Genomic DNA, 18,088 nt, shown 5'->3' with positions numbered 1-18,088 from the left:
TGTTCGGAAGAGCAGGCTTCGAACTCCTCAGGGCGCGTGTCCTTCAGCCCGCATAATCAAAAAACATCATCACGAAAAGTGCGGAAGAACCCAATTTTCTCCGCAAATCAGACCTTTCTCATTTGCTCCGGCCTTACTCCGTTCCGATCCGCCCGGCTTTCTTAAACCGCGCCTTCAGCCGGCTGCGGCGCAAAGCCGGAAGACGCTGCATCCAGAAGATCCCATCCAACTGATCGATCTCGTGCTGATGACAAATCGCCCGCAGGCCCTCAGCGTCCTCCATCCGTTCGTGCCCGTCAGCATCACGATACAGCACTCTGACCCGCGCGGCGCGTTCCACGACCTCGATGATGCCAGGCATGGAGATGCTGCCCTCCTCGTGCCGGACGGTCTCATCGGAACGCGAGACGATCTCCGGGTTGATATAGGTCCGGGGACCGGAGCCGTCAGGGAGGTCCAGCACCACGACGCGCCGGAGCACGCCGATATGCGGCGCCGTGATCCCGATGCCGGGCGCGGCCCGCACCGTGTCGAGCAGATCAGCAACCAATGTCCGCAGCGTCTCGTCGAATGCGACGACCGGCTCAGCCACTATCCGCAGGCGCTGATCCGGGAACAGTACAACCGGGCGCACCGTCATTGAACCGACCCCTCCTCCGCATCCGGCTGCGCCATCCAGTCAGGGATATCATGCTGAACATGCAGCACGCGCCAGACATCCACATGGTCCAGATGGTCCAGATGGTCCAGGCGGCGCAGATAAAACACGATGAACGGATATTTCCTCATCCGCGAGTCCGCAGGCCGGAGAGTGCAAGCTCGTATGCATAACGGAGCGATCCGGCTTCCGGCCACGCGGCGATGAAGTCGTAGGCGTCCTGAAGCGCCTGAACGAAGCCGGGAGCGACCGCCTCCTCGGCGTCCTGCCCGGCCCGCAGGCGTGGAACGACGGGAAGCGCTGTCACGCTTTCGCCTTGGCGCGGCCATGCACCGTCACAGGCGGGGGCCGCCACCAGTTCGAAGCCAAGGCGTTTTTCGCCCCCCACCTACCCGGCCTCCAAAAAAACCGCTCCGCTTCAGGGCGTTACGACCCCGCGAGACCATCCAGCGCGGCGATGACATGCGCTGCCATCGCCGCGCGAACCTCCTTCGTCGCCGAGCCGCGATGGGCCTGCAGAACGACGTTCTCCAGCCCGAGCAGTGCTTCGGGCACCTGCGGTTCATGGGCGAAAACATCCAGCCCCGCCCCGCCGAGACGCCCGTTCTTCAGTGCGTCCACCAGTTCCGGCTCGTCCACCACACTCCCGCGCGCGACGTTGACCAGATAGCCCTGCGGCCCGATCGCGTCGATCACCGCCCGGTTCACCAGCCCGCTCGTGGCCGGGCCGCCGGGCAGGGCGAGTACCAGCACGTCGCACCAGTGCGCGAGGGCCACGATATCGCTGTAGTAAGTGTAGGAACTGCCCGGCTTCTCGCGGCGCGTATGATAGGCGATCCGCATCCCGAAGGCCGCGCCGCGCCGCGCGATTCCCTCGCCGATCGCCCCCAGCCCCACAATGCCGAGCTTCTTGCCCGTGATGGCGTCGCCCAGCGGCGGGCCGCCCTTCAGCCACTCCCCGGCGCGCACGAAACGGTCATTGGCCGAAATCCCGCGCATCACATCCAGCATCAGTCCCATGGCGAGATCGGCCACATCGGCATCCAGCAGCCCGCGCGTGGTGCTGACGGCGATACCGCGCCGCTCGGCCTCCACGAGATCGATCCGGTCCGTTCCCACACCGTTGACGGCGATCAGCCGCAGGCCGGGAAGGGCCCCCATGATGGCGGGATCGAGCCCCGTGCCGCCGCCCGTGACGACCGCGCGGATGCCTTCGGCGACAGCGTGCAGCGCCTTGAGCGAGGTGAAGCGGTGCGTGGCGTGGCGCCGCTCCAGTTCCGCCTGCGCCGCGGGGGGAAGCGATTCGATAACGAGAACGTCAGGAACGAGAATGTCAGGCGCGCCGTCATGAGGCATGGGATGTGTCTTTCGTCCGATCGTGGAAAGCAGGGATGCGAGGCCAGAACCGTCAGGCAGCCGGGCCAGGACGCAGGGTCAGCCAGCCATCGGCCAAAACGGTCGCCACGGGCACGCCGTTGACGGTGACGGACCGGGTTTCGCCCGGCGGAATCACCATCTGCGGGAGTTCCGCCCCGCCATCAACCAGCTCGATCTCGATCCGCAGGGCACTCCCGTCCGCCGTGACCGTGCCCGAGCAGGCAGGGCCGCCCTCGACGGCGCGCACACGCTCGTCATAATGCACCCACGGGATGACACCGTTCCCGGCGGGCGGGCAGATCACGAGGCGCGTGATTTCGGGTGTGACGCCGAAGCCCGTCTTCCCTGCCGCCAGCACCACCACGGCCCCGCTGCGCACCAGCATGACGGGCGGGTCCGCAAGGGTGCATTTCACGCGCGCGCGTCCGGCAGCGTAGGTCTGCCCGGTGAAGAGATGCGTCCAGGCCCCTTCGCCGGGGAGGTTGACCTCAACCTCCTCCCGGCCCGGCTCGGCGATGATGGCCACCAGAACATCCGGCCCGAGCATGTAGGTGTCCTGCTCCTGCCATGCCTCGGGCTGATGGGGGAACATGGTCCAGACCGGTCGCAGCATCGGTTCGTAATGCCGATGCGAGGCGACGGCGAGATCGAACAGGAACGGCTCGAGACGCTGACGCAGGGCCATCAGGCCGGTGATCTCGGGCAGCACCTCGGGATGCATCCAGGGTTCGCTGACGGCGCCCGCCGCGTTCCAGCTATGGATGCTGAAGCGCGGCAACGTGATTCCCGCCTGCACCCAGCGCACGAGAAGCTCCGGCCCCGGTGACGGCCCATAGAAGCCGCCGATGTCGTGACCTGTGTTGGAGACGCCCGAAAGCGCCAGGCTCAGGCCCATCCGGGCGTTGTAGCGGATGGTCTTCCAGGCGGTGTAGTTGTCCCCGCTCCAGGTCTGTGCATAGCGCTGCATCCCGGCCATGCCGGAGCGTGTGACGACATAGGGCCGCTTGTCCGGCCAGCGGGCCATCTGGGCGGCGCGCGAGGCCCGCATCATCAACAGCGGCTGGAGGGAAAGACCATAGGCCGCAGGACCCGGCTGGCCGAAATAGTCGAACCGCGCGCGCGGGTCCCACAGGCCGTATTCGTTGTTGTCGTTCCACGTCGAAAGAATGCCGTAGTCGAGCAGGTTCGCCGTCAGCCCCTCTCGCCACCAGACGGCGGCCTGCGGATTCGTGAAATCGATGAAGCTGCCCACCTCGTCCCAGAACTGGGCCTCGACGGGATCGCCCTGCGCGTCATTGACGAAATACCCGCCCGCGGCGACTTCGTCATAGCGCGGATGCGAGCGCAGGAGGGCCGGCTTGATGTTGGGCACCAGCTCGATGCCCGCGTCGCGGTAGGCGGTGATGAACGCGGCGGGATCGGGGAACTTGTCGCGGTTCCAGTTGAACACGTAGCGCTTGTCGCCGATCGAGGTGTAGCCCGAGGAGAGGTGAAACGAGCTGCATCCGATGTCGTAACGCCGCAGCTTGTCGACGAATGTCATCATCTGGTCGTAGGCGTCGGGCGCATCGGTATAGGTCATCGTCGAGCCGGAATAGCCGAGCGACCAGGCGGGCATCAGCGCGGGCCGCCCCGTGAGCCAGGTGAAGCGCTTGACGACCGCAAGCGGATCCGGCCCCGCGATCACGTACAGGTCGATATCGCGCGCATCCTCGCTGACGAAATAGCGGTAATTGCCGTGATAATTGTCGATCTCGCAGCCGAGATCGACGCTCGCATCCGCCATCGTGTCGTAGAACATGCCAAAGCAGTGCCTTGCCTGATCGGCCGCGAGAATGAAGGGGATCGACTTGTAGAGCGCATCCGTGTGCTCGGCGTCGTAGCCCATCGGGTCCATCATGCGCAGGCGGTGGCGCCGCCCCGCGAGATCCAGCGCGCCGGCGCGTTCGCCCAGGCCGTAATAGCTCTCGCCATCGGCCCGCGCGACGTAATGATAGGCCCGCGCGTCCCACCAGCCGAAATTATAGGCCTGCGTGGCGCGGTCGGAGAACATCTCCACCCAGTCCTCGCCGATCTTCTGCGCCCAGCAGCACCGCAGCCCGCGCAACGTCACCGTCAGGCGCAGCCGCGCCGTCCGGATGACGATCGTGCCCTCGGTGCAATCAAGCGTGAAAGCGGGGAGGGAAAATCCATCGGTCGCATGCCGGTCGCGGCCCGGCTCGGCCACGTCCTCCGCGCCGGGTGCGATCGCCCAGCTCGGCGGCAGCGCGGTCGCGCCGCCCGGCATCACGAGCAGGCGCACGATATCGTCCTCAAGCACGAAGACCTCCGCCCGCGCGCCCGTATCGGAGGTCAGCGCGACCCACCCCGTGCCCTGACCGGACAGGGAGAAGACGGGCGGGGCGGAAAGGGTGGCGTTACGCATCAGCTATCCTTTGCGGATGAGGCAAGCCCGTAGTGTCGGACCATGAGGAACAGGTAAACGGCACCGACGAGGTCAAAAAGCGACAGGCAGGCAAATAGCGGGCCATACCCGACCGTTTCGGCCAGTTGCCCGATGGCCAGCGAGAAGATGAGGCCGCCCAGCCACCCGGCCTGCCCCACCAGACCATTGGCCAGACCGACCTGCTCTTCGGGGAAGAGATCGGCGGTCAGGGTGTTGATGAGCACCGAGATGATCTGGTGGGCGAATCCGCCGATCGAGAACAGGGCAATCACCGCGACGTGGCCATGGGCGAACATCACTGAACCGGGAGCGATCATGCAGATGGCGCCGAGGAAAATTCCCAGCACGCGCGACGAGACGAGGCTGAGCCCGAACGCACGCATGAAGAACGGCGAGAGATAGCCGCCGAGAATCCCGCCGAGATCGGCGGCAAGGAACGGCAGCCACGCGAACAGCGCGATGGATTTGATATCGAAGCCGCGCTCGGTGGAGAGATAGAGCGGGATCCAGAAGCTGAAGGTCTGCCAGGCCGGTTCCGCCAGAAAGCGCGGCACCGCGAGCGTCCAGAAGCGGGACGAGCGCAGGATCACGCCGGGTCGCATCGGCGACGCCGGAGCCCCGATCTGGCGCAGGTTGCGGTCGGCCGCGATCATGTCGCGCTCGGCCGTCGTGATCGCGGGGTGCTGCGAAGGGCTGCGATACAGCCAGAGCCAGACCGCCGCCCAGATCAGACCGAGGCCGCCGGTGACGACGAAGGCCGCCCGCCATGAAAAATAGAGCGAGACGAATCCGACGAGCGGCGGGGCGAGCAGCGCGCCGAAGGAGGTTCCGGCGTTGAAATATCCCGTCGCGATCGAGCGTTCCCGGCGGGGGAACCACGATGCGATCGCCTTCATGCCCGCAGGGATGGCGGCTGCCTCCGTCGCACCCAGCAGGGCGCGGAACACGGCCAGCGCCAGCCAGCTTGCCGCCACGGCATGCAGCATGTTGGCGACGGACCAGCCGACGGCGAACAGTGCGAATCCGAACCGCAACCCGATGTAGTCTATCAGCCCGCCGCAGACCGGCTGCATCAGCGTATAGGCGCCCTGGAACGCACCGACGATGTAGCTGTATTGCTGCGTCGTGATGTGAAGCGTCGTCTTCAGCGTGGGTGCGAGCACGCCGAGGGAGTTCCGGGCGAGATAGTTGAGAATCGTCCCACAGCTGACCAACGCGACGATGTACCATCGCAAACCACGCACGATCATACTTACCCAAATCCTTCTGGCCGAAACCCGGGAGCGGATCTTGTGCCGCCCAGGCCCGGAGTGGTGCGCCTTGCGATGGCGTCGCGAGGATGGAAGTCTCTTTGGTATATTAATGTCGGATAACGGCCCGGAAGAGACCTTGGCGCGTCCTGACAACAAACACCCATTATAATGGCGACTTCATAAAAATCCTCACGCTCGCTGAGCGTCAATGCTGGAGGGGATAGCATGCTCATGTGATATATCTATTCACATATATGTGATTTATTACCCAAAAGTCATTTTCTGTCTCGCAAACGATTTTTCTCTCGCTATGAATGCCTTCTCGGGCGAACGCGGTCGACTTTTCGGCGAATCCATCTGATAAACTTCGCCTATTGGGATAACTGACATGACTTTCTCACTGAGCGGCAGAGTAAAACTGAAATACGAAGAGGCGGAATTTTTGATAGACAGGTATATCAAAATACCCAACTCCGCGAAGCGCTGGTCGGCCGCTGGCATCGTGCTGTCCCTGACGGCCGCCCTCCCCGGCCCGGCGCACGCGCAATCGAGGCTGACCAGCGACATGCCGCCCACGATCACGAGGCCGGTCCTCTCCTCGAGTTCCAGCCTCGTGAATCCGATGCAGATCGGCAGCGATGACGGCGCGACCACGGGCTGCCATTATTACGACCGCTACCGCACGCGGGGCTCGGAAGTGCCCGCCATCACCACCTGTGACGATATCTCGCCCGAGTGGGGCGGTCTGCGCCAGATGCTGGTCGATCATGGCATCCTGATCACGGGCGTGCTGGCCGGGAGCCTGACCTACGACATGCTGGGCCATGACGCGCATACGCCGCATTATGTCGGCCAGAATCTCACCTACAATTCCACGCCGGGCTTCACGCTGACCTTCGACCTCAACCGCACGCACCTGCCTTTCTGGAAGGACGCGCAGTTCACGATGACCGGGTATCTGTGGCGCAACAACTATCCGGGCCGTGGCCCGAACGCCTTCGGCATGTCCCAGTTCTCGATCGTCCAGCCGTTTTTCACGCCCCGCATCGCCATCCAGTATGGCTATACGGAGTTCTCCAACCAGTTCTACGGCACGAATTACGGCACCAGCACGGCGGCCTCGGCACTCGGCCCGAGCAGCGTCATCCCCATCGAGGTCGGCATGTCGAACTTCTTCGCCACGCCGAGCTTCGATGTGCGCTTCTTCTCCAAGTCCATGCGTTTCTACGACCATTTCGGCGTGGCCCGCAGCGTGAGCCCGCTCGGCGAGCGCGCGGACGTGGAGGCCGGCATGGGGCTGGAATGGCATGTGCCCAAAACGGGCGCGCTGTTCGTCAACGAAGTGGGCTATCGCGTCCGCCCCTCCGGCGATCACCACATGATGTGGCTGCGCGGCGGCGCGATCTACAACAACACCAGCTTCTTCAATTACAGCCAGAATAAATACACGCGCGGCAATCAGGCGTTTTACGCGGCGGCGGACTATCAGATCATGCAGTTCGACCGCAAAATTCCCTCACGCGGCATGTTCATGAATTTCAAGGCCGATGCCGCTCCGCCGGATCGCAACGTGTTCGCGCGTGATATCAGCGGCACGATCTACTTCGTCGGCCCGTTTGCGAGCCGCTCCAAGGATTCGGCTTCCCTCGGCTTCACGTTCAACAAGCTCAGCAACTTCGCCTACGCCTACCGCATCGCCCAGGGTGCGACGGCCGCGCGCAGTTCCAACACGACGACCGCCTCCTACGCGATGCATGTCATGCGCGGGCTCTATTTCACCAACTCGCTGAGCTACGTGCATAATCCCGCACCGACTCCCAAACTGCATGACGCATTTCTCATTACATCCGGCCTGACCATGTCGCTCTGAAGGCGCCGCAAGCCCCCTCCCCCGAGCCCGACTTCGCCCATTCGAGAGAACACATTCAAGGACCACCATGACCAAGAGACGCTTGCGAAGCGCCGGGAGCATCCTCAACCTCGAAGACTTCGCCGCCCTGGCAAGGCGGCGTCTCCCCAGAGCGTTCGCGGCCTACGTGTCCGGAGGGGCGGGCGACGGTCTCGCCCTGGCCGCCGCCCGCGAGGCGTTTGCGCGCTGGTGCTTCGTGCCGCGTGTCCTGCGCGGCACGCATGATCGTTCGTCCCGTGCGCGCATCCTCGGGCGCGATTATGCCATGCCCATCGGGATCTCCGCCCTCGGCGCCAGTGCGGTGCTGGCCTATGACGGCGATATCGCCATGGCGCGCGCCGCCTTCGAGGCCGGCGTGCCCTATCAGTTGAGCGCCAATTCCATCACCCCTCTCGAAGAGGTGATCGCCGTCAACCCGCATGCCTGGTTCGCGGCCTATTTCCCGGCCCACCGCCCGACGATCGACGGCGTGCTCGCCCGTGTGGCGCGGGCTGGATTCGGAACCCTCGTGATCACGGTGGATGTGCCGGTGGCCGCCCTCCGCGAGCCCGAGACCCGCGCGGGCTACGCGATGCCCTTCCGCTTCGCCCCCCGCATCCTGACGGATATCGCCCTCTCGCCCCGCTGGCTCTTCGGCACCGCCCTACGGACCTTTCTCAAGAGAGGGGTGCCGCATATCGCCAATATCGCCGCCACACGCGGGCCCCATGTCTTCACGCGCGACATCGGCCAGATCGGCGGCGCGGACAGGTTCTCCTGGGAGGATATCCGCCACATCCGCGCGCAATGGAAAGGCAGGCTCGTGCTCAAGGGCATCCTCTCGTCCGAAGATGCCCGACAGGCCGCTCGGGAAGGAGTCGATGCCGTGATCGTCTCCAGCCATGGCGGGCGACTGTCGGACTGCATGATCGCGCCGCTTGACGCCCTGCCCGAGATCCGTGCCGCCTGCCCGGATCTGACGATCCTGCTCGATGGCGGCGTGCGGCGTGCGGGCGACGCGCTCAAGGCGATCGCCCTGGGGGCGGATGGCGTGTTCATCGGCCGTCCGTTCTTCTACGCCGCGGCAGTCGGCGGGGAGGCGGGAATTGGGCACGCCCTGCGTCTGCTCGCCCGGGAGATGGACCGGGAACTCGCCTTCCTCGGCCTGCTGACACCGCTGGAAGCGCGCGACAACCGCCTCCGACGACGCGGAGCGCTGGGGACGGCGCCCTAGCCGCCGAAAGACCCCGAACCCGTCTGCCTGCTCCCGATGAAGATGAATATGGAATTCGCGCCATGGCCGCCCTGACACTGCACCCCGACCGGCTCTTTCCCCCCGATGAGGCGACACGCGCCATCGCAAGGCGGCTCTATGACAGGATCGCCAGCCTGCCGATCATCAGCCCCCACGGGCACACGAACCCGGCCTGGTTCGCCGGGAACGAGCCTTTCGAGAACCCCGCCGAACTTCTGATCATCCCCGATCACTACGTGTTCCGCATGCTGATGAGCACGGGCGTGCCACTGGAATCGCTGGGCATCCCGCCGGCGGGCGGGCGCTCCACCGCCGATCCGCGCGCGGTCTGGCGACTCTTCGCCGCGCGTTACCATCTCTTCCGTGGCACCCCGAGCCGGTTGTGGCTCGACTGGGTCTTTTATTACGTCTTCGGCCTGCGCAGCCGTCTGGATGCCGCAACCGCCGACCACTATTATGACGTGATCGACACTCGGCTGAAAGCGCCGGAGTTCCGCCCTCGCGCCCTTTTCGAGCAATTCAACATCGAGGTGCTGACGACGACCGAGAGCCCTCTCGATACGCTCGAACACCATGCCAGCATCCGCCGGAGCGGCTGGGGCGGACGCATCCTCACCGCCTACCGCCCCGATAACGTCACCAACCCCGAAAGTCCCGGCTTCCAGGAGGCCATCCGTGCGTTCGGCGCCGTGACCGGCCAGGACGTCACCACTTTCTCGGGTTACATGCAGGCCCATCGCGTCCGCCGCGCCTTCTTCCGCGCGATGGGCGCGACCTCGACCGACCACGGCCACCCAGACCCGTTCACCACCTGGCTGCCCGCCGAGGCGGTCGAAGCGCTCTACAGACGCGTCACCACCGGCACCGTCACGCCGGAGGACGCCCGGCTCTTCCGTGGCCACATGCTGACGGAAATGGCTGGGCTTTCGGCGGAAGACGGCATGGTCATGCAGCTTCACGCGGGCGTCTTCCGCAATCACAACCCCTCGCTCTTCGCCCGTTTCGGGGCGGACAAGGGGGCCGATATCCCGGTCGCGGTCGATTTCGTCCATGCCCTCAAACCGCTGCTCGACCAGTGGGGCAACGACCCGCGCCTGACACTGATCCTCTTCACGCTCGACGAGACCACCTTCAGCCGCGAACTGGCTCCCCTTGCGGGCCATTATCCCGCCCTGCGCCTCGGTCCGCCCTGGTGGTTCCTCGACAGTCCCGACGGCATGGCGCGCTTCCGCGCCGCGGCCACGGAAACGGCGGGTTTCTACAACACCGTCGGCTTCAACGACGACACGCGGGCCTTTCTCTCCATTCCCGCCCGCCATGACGTTGCCCGCCGGGCGGACGCCGCCTATCTCGCCCGCCTCGTCGCCGAACATCGGATCGGCGAGGATGAGGCCGAGGAGATCGCTCACGACCTGACCTACGGGCTGGTCAAAAAGGCCTACCAGCTATGACACGTCTCTCCGCCGCCACGCTCGGCACGCTCCCCCCCACCTTCGAAACCCCGCGATACGACCGCGCCCAGGTGAAGACCGGCGTCGTGCATCTCGGGCTGGGGGCGTTCCACCGCGCCCATCAGGCCACGTTCTTCGACGACGCGCTGGCGGCGGGCGATCCGCGCTGGGGCATCTTGGGCGTCTCCAACCGTTCGGCGGAGCCGGGCCGGAGCCTCGCCGCGCAGGACGGGCTTTATACCGTCGTCGCACGCGACGGGGACGCCATCGCCCCGCGCGTCATCGGCGCCAATCGTGGCGTCATGGTGCTCGCCGATGGGGCCGCGCCAGTTATCACTGCGATCGCCGCCCCGGAGACGCATATCGTCACCCTCACCATCACGGAGAAGGGCTACCGCCAGCGTCCCGGCGGCGGCAGCCTCGATCCCGACGATCCGGGCATCCGTCACGACATCGCCAATCCTCAGGCGCCCGAAACCATTCCCGGCCTGCTTCTAGCCGCGCTGGCCCGCCGCAAGGCGACGGTCGCAACCGGGCTGAACGTCATCTCCTGCGACAACCTGCCCGCCAATGGCGGCCGCCTGCGCGAGGCCGTCCTGACGATGGCACGGGAAGTCGATCCCGCCCTTCATGACTGGATCGCCGCACAGATCGCCTTTCCCTCGACGATGGTGGACCGCATCGTCCCCGCCACGACGCAGGATGACATCGCGCAGTTCGCCACTCAGACGGGGGTGACGGATGCCGCCATGGTCAAGACCGAACCTTTCCGCCAGTGGGTGATCGAATCCGTGCTGACCGCCGACGTGCCGGATTTCGCGCGCTTCGGCGTCACCCTGACGCGGGATGTGACGGCGTGGGAACTGGCCAAGCTGCGGATGCTGAATGCCGCCCATTCCACCATGGCCTTCTGCGGGATGCTGGCGGGTTTCGCCTTCGTGCATGAGGTGATCGCAACCGGGCCGGGCCGCCGGATCGTCGAGGAATTATGGGACGAGAACCAAACCACCCTGCGCGCCACCGAGGGGCTGGACGTGGCGGCCTACCGCGCGGCCACCCTCGCCCGCTTCGCCAACACCGCGCTGCATCACAAGCTGATCCAGATCGCGGCGGACGGCTCGCAGAAGGTGCCGCCGCGCATCATCGCCCCGCTGGGCGAGCGGCTCGCGCGCGGCATGGCCTCGCCGGTTCTGCTGCGCGCGCTGGCGGCGTGGCTCGTCTGCCTGACCGACGGCCCCGGGGCTGCCCGGCCGATCAGCCTGCAGGACCCGCGCGCTGAGGCGCTGCGCGGCCTGATGCGCGGTGAGACCCGTCAGCAGGTCGGCGCGCTGGTCAGCCGGAGTGGCCTGTTCGAGACTCCCGTTTTCGGCGGGGATTCGTTTCAGTCCGCTCTCGCGGCTGAGATCGACCGCCTGCGCCGCGATCCTGCCGCCGCCCTGACCCTCTGACGCGGCCTCTCGGCGCGGCGTCCCAATGCCTGCGCTCTTGCCCGCCGGCCCAAAACCGCGACAATGGGTCGATGGAGGAAGGCTGGCATGGACGTCGTCGAGGAAGAACCGGTCTCGGAGACCGGCCGTAGGGAAGGAAGCGCCGCGCTTCTCTCCGAGCGCGTCTATGCGCGTCTCAAGCGCGAGATCGTATTCGGCCACCTGCCGCCCAACGCCAAGATCGTCGAGCGCGAGATCTGCGAGCAGTTCGCCGTCAGCCGCACACCCCTGCGCGAGGCCCTGCTGCGGCTGGCCGCCGATGGTCTGGTCATCGTCAAGCCGCAATCGGGAACGCTCGTGGCCCCGATCACGCTGAGCCGCGTCATGGCCGCCCAGTTCATCCGCGAAAGGCTGGAATGCGGCCTCGTCCGCCGCGTGACCGACCGCTGGAGTCGCGCGGGCCATGCCACGCTGCTCGAGAACATCGCCGCCCAGAAGGTGGCCGCCGAGCGGAATGATTTCGAGGGCTTTCATGACCTCGACGAAGCCTTTCACGGTCACATGTCGATCATCGCGGGCCTGCCCGATGTCTGGACGACGATCGCCGCCTCCAAGCCCCATCTCGACCGGATCCGCATCGAAAGCCTGGACCGGCGCAAACACATCCAGGACCTGATCCTCGATCACACCGACATCGTCGCAGCCCTGGCCGACCGCAACGTCCCCAAGGCCAAGCGCCTCCTGCGCGCCCATCTGAGGCAGGTCCTGCGCTCGCTCGAATACCGCAACCAGTAGGGCGGGCGCGCGCCGGCACGAGGGCGCCGGCCGGTGAATGCGCTGCCTTCGGTGATGGGTGACGTCACGTTAGCTCACATTGTAGAGGATGCTCGCTTGAGCGTCATGCGCCGAGCCGCCTCAAATCAGAGGCCGAATAGTCATCCCGTGGCTTCACCGCCGCCGTCATCAGCGAGTCTCTCTCCCCAGTTCTTCCTGCAGAAAGAGAATCAGAACTGACAACCTGCGTCACTTCACACACGAGTCAGTGGCTACGTCCTTTGTCATCAGTCCTCCGGACGCACGGAGCGGCTGCGCTTGATGCCGGCGCGATGGGCCTTGCCGTCCAGCCGGCGCTGCCGCGCGGCGCGTCCGGGACGGGTAGCGACACGGAAGGCGGGCCGGTGCGCGGCCTCACGGATCAGCCCGACCAGTCGTTCGATCGCGTCCTCGCGGTTGCGCGCCTGGGTGCGAAAGCGGCGAGCGGTAATGACGATGACGCCCTCGCGCGTGGCGCGGCTGCCCGCGATCTCCAGCAGGCGGGCGCGCACCCGATCGGGCAGCGAGGGCGAACGAACAGCGTCGAAGCGTAGCTGTGCTGCCGTCGCCACCTTGTTGACGTTCTGGCCGCCGGGGCCGGAAGCTAGGATATAGCTGACCTCCAGTTCGGACTCGGCCAGGGTCAGTCCGGGGAGGATCGCAATCGCCATGAGTGCCGCATAGCATGTTTTCACGCGGGCGCTCCTCATTGTCCGCACAGTATTACGACGGGAGGCGGACGCGGCATGAGGCGTTCGGCCAGAGGATGCAAAGACGGGTCCAGTTCCGAGGCGAGCCAGAGAAGCGTGCCAGCTCCACGAGGATCGAACGGGCCGGAATAGCCCTTCAGGCCCGCCTGCGCGCGGATCGCGTCAAACCGCACGGTCGAGCGGACGAACTCCTCATGCGTTTTCTCGCCCGACGCATAAGGCAACAGCCAGGCCATCGCCTTCGCGTTCGCCAGAGAGGCGCCGTCATCGGCCGTCCAGCGATACCAGTCCTCCCCGCGCGTTCGTGCGGCGAGCGCCGCCTGCACCATCGGCTGGAGGTCGTAGACGACGTAATGCAGCGCGTCGCGCTCGCGGAAATCCAGCGTCTCGCCATCCGGGGCGATATTGGCGGCGATTTGCGCGCGGAACAGCGTGCGGGCGGCATCGAACAGCAATGTATCATCCAGAGCGACCGCCATCATCGTCACCAGCTTGACGCGATGGCTCTGCCAGTTGTTGGTCCAGGTCGGCTGGGTGTTGTGATGTCCGATCGCCTCGATGTAGCCCGTCGCCCAGGCGTGAAGATACTCCCGCACGCGCGCCCGCTTGTCCGGCGGCAGGGAGCGGCCAATGATCGCATAGGTGTCGATCAGCGCGTCGAACCCGGTCTCGTCGATCGGGTTGAAACTTGGCCGATAGGTAGCGACCCACGCCATGAGGTAGCGGCGGACGAAGTCCAGCCACTCGTTTCCGGCTCCCGCGCGCCAGGCGAGGGCGGCATCCCGCATCAGGAGCAGATCGCGTTTCGCGGCGATGCTCTCATCGTAGATTCCCTGATGGGGCAGCGTGCCTTCCGTATGCAGGCGCGACAACGGCGCGGGCGGACGCTCCCGCGCGGCGTCGAGGCTGTGCAGAATCGACGGCAACGCGGCCGCCGCCGGGGAGGGCGGCACCGGACACCATGGCGTCTCCGCCCGCGCCTTCGGAAACCCGCACGTGCAGAGGGAAGCGGCGAGGCCGATCGTCGCGACACGTCGAAAGCTCAAGCCGGACATTCTCCCTTCATTCCTCGTGCCGGACATCATACCATGCGGCTCAAGGAGACACCGCGCGATGTCCGAAGCATTGTTCCATACTTATCGACCGGAGGAAGGGCACGGGCTCGCACACGATCCCTTTAACGCCATCGTCGGGCCGCGCCCGATCGGCTGGATCTCCACCACCGGCGCCGACGGCATCGACAATCTCGCGCCCTACAGCTGGAGGGATCGAAGAACCGTTGATTGATGCCTTTGGCTCGTGATTTCAGATTTTTGGTGATTTGATTGACGGTTCGTGGGGTGGCTTTCGATCTGTGTTCTGAGCAGACCGGGGACTATCATTCGCTGGATTACTACGCGCTCGCGTTCATCCTCTCGAGGAAGAGGAAGCGGCGCATGTTGTAGACGATATTGGCCAGCCCGATCCTCATGGTGGCCCGGGTGATACCCACGGTCCGGACGAACAAACCCATCTGCGATTTCTGATCGGCAAAGACATGCTCGACGCGGGAGCGGATGACGGAGTTCCCGGCGTTGGATTTCTGGATAGGCCGGGGCATGGGCTTGAGATGCGGCTTTTTCCTGTGGACCTTCGAGACGAAACCCTCTTTGTCCATGAAGGCCTCATTGGCTTTCGAGCGATACGCGGTGTCGGCCCAGACGCTTGAGGCCGTATCGGTTTTGTCCAACAAGCCCTCGCGCAGTCTGACGCCATCACTGGCGGCGGCATCCGTCGTCTTCCATTTTCGGATCAGCCGAAACTTCCGGTCGATGGAAACATGCGACTTGTAGCCGAAGAACGGAATGGCGAGATCCGTTGAGGGCATGGTCCCGTCATCCTGCCGTTTTGCTTTCGTGAACTTCAACGTCCAGCGCGCATGGCGGTCTTTGTGCGACAACTTGGCGGGCCTGTCCTGCCAGTCTTGTGGGATCCGCCCTTCACGCGGATCCGCCTTCTCAGCATTGGTATTGCGCTGTTTTGGAGCCGCCACCAGCGTGGCATCCAGGATCTGGCCGGACATCGGCAAATAACCGGCGTTCCGCAGTGTCGCGTCAAAGCGCTCGAACAGCCCCTGGATGGCGCCAGCCTGGGTCAGACGCTCACGAAACAGCCAGACCGTTTTGGCATCGGGCACCCGATCCGATAACGTCAGGCCAAGGAAGCGCATGAACGACAGACGGTCGTTGATCAGGTATTCTGTCCGTTCATCGGAGAGGTTGTTCAGCGTCTGGATCACCAGGATCTTGAACATCAGCACCGGGTCAAACGGGGGACGCCCGCCTTTACTGCCATCTGAATAGGCCAGAGCCCTGTCCAGATCAGGACGAAACACCTCGAAATCCACAGTCCGGGATAAGGCTTCGAGTTGATCGCCCAGCCCGCTCAACCGGGCAAGCCGATCTTCAATATCAAAGAAACCAGGCTGCTTCATGAGCCATCCCCCCAATCATCACAGAAGAGATGGAATCACAGAGCGAAGCACAGAACCAGAGGGTCTTTCGAACCCTGCGGGTCTGGGTTAACCCCAGACCCAATGGTCAGCAATAACACCGTCAGAATGGCGGCGTAACATCAATCGGAGATAGCTTATTCAAGCCAAAAACTGTCCAAACGGACGCGTTCACCGCTTGGCGATGGCGAAGCGGCATCGGATGGCGTATACAGCCGGTCTGACGAAGGTTTCTTCTACCCATCGGATCGATCGGACCTAAGGGTAGCGTGCCGCGAAAACTAGGCAGGATGGGCAATCTTCGGCGTACGTTGAGGCAGGTTTCGACTGACGGTCGTCCTTAAAGCAAGGAAGGCCTACAATGGAAATGGGAAATGCGGTAATTAGCCCTTGAATGAAAGCATGATCAATCGTCGTCGATCGGCTCGCGGCACTTCCGTTAGGCTCGTCAGCAGTTTTCGGCCTCATCAGGCGTCAGTCTGGTGTCGACTTCCATGCGGCTACGCTCCCCAAATGACGGTCACAAGAGCGCACGTTTACAGCCAAAATTCCCCCGGATTTCTTATAGAAAATACTGTCTTAATGTGCAATAATCACGTTATATGTTAAGGATTGAATTGATATGCGTGGGATATATATACAATTTAAAGTAATTCACGCTCTTATTATGAGAGAGCTGCAGACAAGATTTGGCAGGGAAAACATAGGGTTTCTATGGTTTGTAGGTGAGCCTGCTTTATTTTGTTTGGGTGTGACCGTTGTTTGGACGGCAATTAGACCACCATACGAAAATGGTCTCCCGATGACGGCTATAGTGCTTACTGGTTATGTTCCGCTTACTATGTGGAGACACTGCATAGCAAGATCTGTTGCTGCATTTATGGCAAATGGTAGCTTGATGTATCACCGACAGGTGACAACAACGGATATAATAATTTCGAGAATGATTATTGAAATACTTGGTGCGATATGTGCTGGTATAGTCATATATTTTGGAGCTTATTTTTTGGGATATATTTCAGCTCCAGAAAAATATGATATGCTTATAATTGGGCTCATTTATCAGTCAGTATTTTGCTTTTCTAGTGGGCTCTTAATTGCGCCTCTGTCGGAAAAGAGCGATATTTTAGAGAAAGCGTTAGGTATTATATCATATCTATCTATTCCGTTATCTGGAGCATTTGTGATGGTTGATTGGATTCCTGAAAAATATAGATGGATATTAATGTCATCTCCTAGTGTGGAGGGCGTGGAAATGATAAGGGACGGTCAATTTGGTTATCATGCGCATGCCCACTATAATATAATATATTCCACCTGGATAAATATAGTTCTTCTAATTATTGGCATGAAGTTAACATTTGATGCAAGAAAATCCATTAGATTAGAGTGATACGTGTATTTATTACATATATAGTTGTTAATTAAAATTCAAAGAGGAAAATAAATGAAAGAAGTAGACTTTCTAAAAAAAATTCTTGGGGAAGATGAATTTGTTTTTCATTCCGCAGAACAAGTGAGCGAAGATATTGTTGTCTGGTTTGGTGGTTTGGGAGAGCCATTTATAAGCAAGAAATTTTCTGAAACCTTAAACATAAATGTTTTGTCTTTTATTGATAAAAATTCGAGCTGGTATTCAGAAAGAAAAAGTATAATTTCCAGGACGCTAAGTGGTTTTTTTTCTTATTTTAGGTTCCAAAAAAAAATTTTTTGTGGCCAAAGTAGTGGGGGGTATGCAGCCCTTCTTTTTGGGAAGAAAGTAAATGCAAATTTATTTATGTTATATTCCCCTCAAATAAAAAATAGCTTTTCCGGGGATGGCCATATGTCTCCTCCATTCAAAATAAATAATTTAGAAAGAAATTTTTCTTCAATTAATGGAAATATTATTTTAACATTACCTAGATCGGAGAATGACCATAAAGAATCTTATAGATGGGATGATTGGTGGCAAACAGATAAAATAAGAAAGATGGATAATGTTATAGTTGTAACATTGCCGTGCGATTATCATGCGGTTACTGTTTGGCTAAAGGAAAGGGGAATATTTTATGATTATGTAAATTCTTTCATAAAGATGCGTTTATAATTTATTTTGTTTATTTGATTATGCGGATGTTTTGTAAAATTTACTTGTTAATTCCCGTCGAGAATTTGGTTCATCCGCACGTTGCGTGCAGGACGCGGGCGCGGAGGAGTTCGAAACCTGCTCTGCCGAACATGGGTAACCGGCCGCTCAGGGCCGCCTTATGATTGGATTGGATGATTGGTAATCTCCTGTCGTTAACGACGTTGTTATTGACGTCGTTTGGGAGGTGA

General features: G+C 61.9%; 17 protein-coding genes. 8 read left to right on the top strand and 9 right to left on the bottom strand.

Annotation, left to right across the window (positions count from 1 at the left end; genetic code table 11):
• Positions 1–133: 133 nt before the first annotated feature.
• From EDC31_RS15635 to EDC31_RS15615, 6 genes are read right to left on the bottom strand one after another with little or no spacing between them, the layout of a single operon-like run.
• Complete coding sequence (locus EDC31_RS15635; RefSeq protein WP_042061634.1) at positions 134–640, bottom strand: peptide deformylase; 507 nt, start codon at positions 638–640, stop codon at positions 134–136.
• Positions 637–789, bottom strand: a complete 153-nt coding sequence (locus EDC31_RS17955) for a hypothetical protein (RefSeq protein ID WP_204366709.1) — start codon at positions 787–789, stop codon at positions 637–639. Before EDC31_RS17955 ends, EDC31_RS15635 begins: the two co-directional genes overlap by 4 nt.
• Positions 786–1,046 (bottom strand): hypothetical protein, encoded by a 261-nt coding sequence (locus EDC31_RS17950; protein WP_052512201.1) that lies wholly within the window; start codon positions 1,044–1,046, stop codon positions 786–788. The genes EDC31_RS17955 and EDC31_RS17950 overlap by 4 nt, the downstream gene beginning before the upstream one ends.
• Before the next feature lie 38 nt (positions 1,047–1,084).
• The gene (locus EDC31_RS15625) at positions 1,085–2,014 is read right to left on the bottom strand and encodes a 2-hydroxyacid dehydrogenase (RefSeq protein ID WP_042061632.1); all 930 of its coding nucleotides are present in this window, start codon (positions 2,012–2,014) and stop codon (positions 1,085–1,087) included.
• 52 nt (positions 2,015–2,066) lie between these two features.
• On the bottom strand, positions 2,067–4,460 hold the full coding sequence (locus tag EDC31_RS15620; protein WP_042061629.1) for a TIM-barrel domain-containing protein: 2,394 nt from the start codon (positions 4,458–4,460) through the stop codon (positions 2,067–2,069).
• The gene (locus EDC31_RS15615; protein ID WP_042061627.1) at positions 4,460–5,731 is read right to left on the bottom strand and encodes an MFS transporter; all 1,272 of its coding nucleotides are present in this window, start codon (positions 5,729–5,731) and stop codon (positions 4,460–4,462) included. Before EDC31_RS15615 ends, EDC31_RS15620 begins: the two co-directional genes overlap by 1 nt.
• A gap of 391 nt (positions 5,732–6,122) precedes the next feature.
• Here EDC31_RS15615 and EDC31_RS15610 point away from each other — a divergent pair, with 391 nt between their 5' ends.
• The 5 genes from EDC31_RS15610 (at position 6,123) to EDC31_RS15590 (ending at position 12,550) form a co-directional block, all read left to right on the top strand.
• Positions 6,123–7,604 (top strand): carbohydrate porin, encoded by a 1,482-nt coding sequence (locus tag EDC31_RS15610; RefSeq protein WP_081797880.1) that lies wholly within the window; start codon positions 6,123–6,125, stop codon positions 7,602–7,604.
• Positions 7,605–7,671: 67 nt separating this feature from the next.
• Positions 7,672–8,856 carry an alpha-hydroxy acid oxidase gene (locus tag EDC31_RS15605; RefSeq protein ID WP_042061623.1) on the top strand — a complete coding sequence of 395 codons (1,185 nt, stop codon included), beginning with the start codon at positions 7,672–7,674 and terminating at the stop codon, positions 8,854–8,856.
• Between the two features lie 62 nt (positions 8,857–8,918).
• A complete protein-coding gene (gene uxaC / locus EDC31_RS15600; RefSeq protein WP_042061621.1) occupies positions 8,919–10,328 on the top strand; it encodes a glucuronate isomerase in 1,410 nt (469 codons plus the stop codon).
• A complete protein-coding gene (locus EDC31_RS15595; protein ID WP_042061619.1) occupies positions 10,325–11,776 on the top strand; it encodes a mannitol dehydrogenase family protein in 1,452 nt (483 codons plus the stop codon). The genes uxaC and EDC31_RS15595 overlap by 4 nt, the downstream gene beginning before the upstream one ends.
• Positions 11,777–11,863: 87 nt before the next feature.
• Positions 11,864–12,550, top strand: coding sequence for a GntR family transcriptional regulator (locus EDC31_RS15590; protein ID WP_052512197.1), 687 nt, complete (start codon positions 11,864–11,866; stop codon positions 12,548–12,550).
• Between the two features lie 266 nt (positions 12,551–12,816).
• Here EDC31_RS15590 and arfB read toward each other — a convergent pair whose 3' ends face one another.
• Both arfB and EDC31_RS15580 read right to left on the bottom strand, forming a co-directional pair.
• Complete coding sequence (arfB, locus tag EDC31_RS15585; protein ID WP_042061617.1) at positions 12,817–13,239, bottom strand: alternative ribosome rescue aminoacyl-tRNA hydrolase ArfB; 423 nt, start codon at positions 13,237–13,239, stop codon at positions 12,817–12,819.
• 35 nt (positions 13,240–13,274) lie between these two features.
• Positions 13,275–14,324 (bottom strand): alginate lyase family protein, encoded by a 1,050-nt coding sequence (locus EDC31_RS15580; protein WP_243697812.1) that lies wholly within the window; start codon positions 14,322–14,324, stop codon positions 13,275–13,277.
• A 67-nt stretch (positions 14,325–14,391) separates the two neighbouring features.
• Between EDC31_RS15580 and EDC31_RS15575 the strand changes: the two genes are divergently transcribed.
• Positions 14,392–14,565, top strand: coding sequence for a hypothetical protein (locus EDC31_RS15575; protein WP_207912133.1), 174 nt, complete (start codon positions 14,392–14,394; stop codon positions 14,563–14,565).
• A 106-nt stretch (positions 14,566–14,671) separates the two neighbouring features.
• Here EDC31_RS15575 and EDC31_RS15570 read toward each other — a convergent pair whose 3' ends face one another.
• Positions 14,672–15,751 carry an IS5 family transposase gene (locus tag EDC31_RS15570; RefSeq protein WP_132127151.1) on the bottom strand — a complete coding sequence of 360 codons (1,080 nt, stop codon included), beginning with the start codon at positions 15,749–15,751 and terminating at the stop codon, positions 14,672–14,674.
• Between the two features lie 640 nt (positions 15,752–16,391).
• Between EDC31_RS15570 and EDC31_RS15565 the strand changes: the two genes are divergently transcribed.
• Together EDC31_RS15565 and EDC31_RS15560 are read left to right on the top strand one after the other, a co-directional pair.
• Positions 16,392–17,162 carry an ABC transporter permease gene (locus EDC31_RS15565; protein WP_081797957.1) on the top strand — a complete coding sequence of 257 codons (771 nt, stop codon included), beginning with the start codon at positions 16,392–16,394 and terminating at the stop codon, positions 17,160–17,162.
• A 54-nt stretch (positions 17,163–17,216) separates the two neighbouring features.
• Complete coding sequence (locus EDC31_RS15560) at positions 17,217–17,858, top strand: hypothetical protein (RefSeq protein ID WP_132127150.1); 642 nt, start codon at positions 17,217–17,219, stop codon at positions 17,856–17,858.
• The last annotated feature ends 230 nt before the right edge of the window (positions 17,859–18,088 follow it).

The organism is Acidomonas methanolica, assembly GCF_004346035.1.
GTDB classification, from domain to species: domain Bacteria; phylum Pseudomonadota; class Alphaproteobacteria; order Acetobacterales; family Acetobacteraceae; genus Acidomonas; species Acidomonas methanolica.
The sequence above is the reverse complement of the archived record's forward strand: the minus strand, read 5'-3'. Positions and strand labels throughout refer to the sequence as shown.

Excerpts from the sequence above, each read along its gene's own strand:
- EDC31_RS15635 (WP_042061634.1), bottom strand. The coding sequence starts at position 640 with ATGACGGTGCGCCCGGTTGTACTGTTCCCGGATCAGCGCCTGCGGATA.
- EDC31_RS17955 (WP_204366709.1), bottom strand. The coding sequence starts at position 789 with ATGAGGAAATATCCGTTCATCGTGTTTTATCTGCGCCGCCTGGACCAT.
- EDC31_RS15625 (WP_042061632.1), bottom strand. The coding sequence starts at position 2,014 with ATGCCTCATGACGGCGCGCCTGACATTCTCGTTCCTGACGTTCTCGTT.
- EDC31_RS15620 (WP_042061629.1), bottom strand. The coding sequence starts at position 4,460 with ATGCGTAACGCCACCCTTTCCGCCCCGCCCGTCTTCTCCCTGTCCGGT.
- EDC31_RS15615 (WP_042061627.1), bottom strand. The coding sequence starts at position 5,731 with ATGATCGTGCGTGGTTTGCGATGGTACATCGTCGCGTTGGTCAGCTGT.
- EDC31_RS15610 (WP_081797880.1), top strand. The coding sequence starts at position 6,123 with ATGACTTTCTCACTGAGCGGCAGAGTAAAACTGAAATACGAAGAGGCG.
- EDC31_RS15605 (WP_042061623.1), top strand. The coding sequence starts at position 7,672 with ATGACCAAGAGACGCTTGCGAAGCGCCGGGAGCATCCTCAACCTCGAA.
- uxaC (WP_042061621.1), top strand. The coding sequence starts at position 8,919 with ATGGCCGCCCTGACACTGCACCCCGACCGGCTCTTTCCCCCCGATGAG.
- EDC31_RS15595 (WP_042061619.1), top strand. The coding sequence starts at position 10,325 with ATGACACGTCTCTCCGCCGCCACGCTCGGCACGCTCCCCCCCACCTTC.
- EDC31_RS15590 (WP_052512197.1), top strand. The coding sequence starts at position 11,864 with ATGGACGTCGTCGAGGAAGAACCGGTCTCGGAGACCGGCCGTAGGGAA.
- arfB (WP_042061617.1), bottom strand. The coding sequence starts at position 13,239 with ATGGCGATTGCGATCCTCCCCGGACTGACCCTGGCCGAGTCCGAACTG.
- EDC31_RS15575 (WP_207912133.1), top strand. The coding sequence starts at position 14,392 with ATGTCCGAAGCATTGTTCCATACTTATCGACCGGAGGAAGGGCACGGG.
- EDC31_RS15570 (WP_132127151.1), bottom strand. The coding sequence starts at position 15,751 with ATGAAGCAGCCTGGTTTCTTTGATATTGAAGATCGGCTTGCCCGGTTG.
- EDC31_RS15565 (WP_081797957.1), top strand. The coding sequence starts at position 16,392 with ATGCGTGGGATATATATACAATTTAAAGTAATTCACGCTCTTATTATG.
- EDC31_RS15560 (WP_132127150.1), top strand. The coding sequence starts at position 17,217 with ATGAAAGAAGTAGACTTTCTAAAAAAAATTCTTGGGGAAGATGAATTT.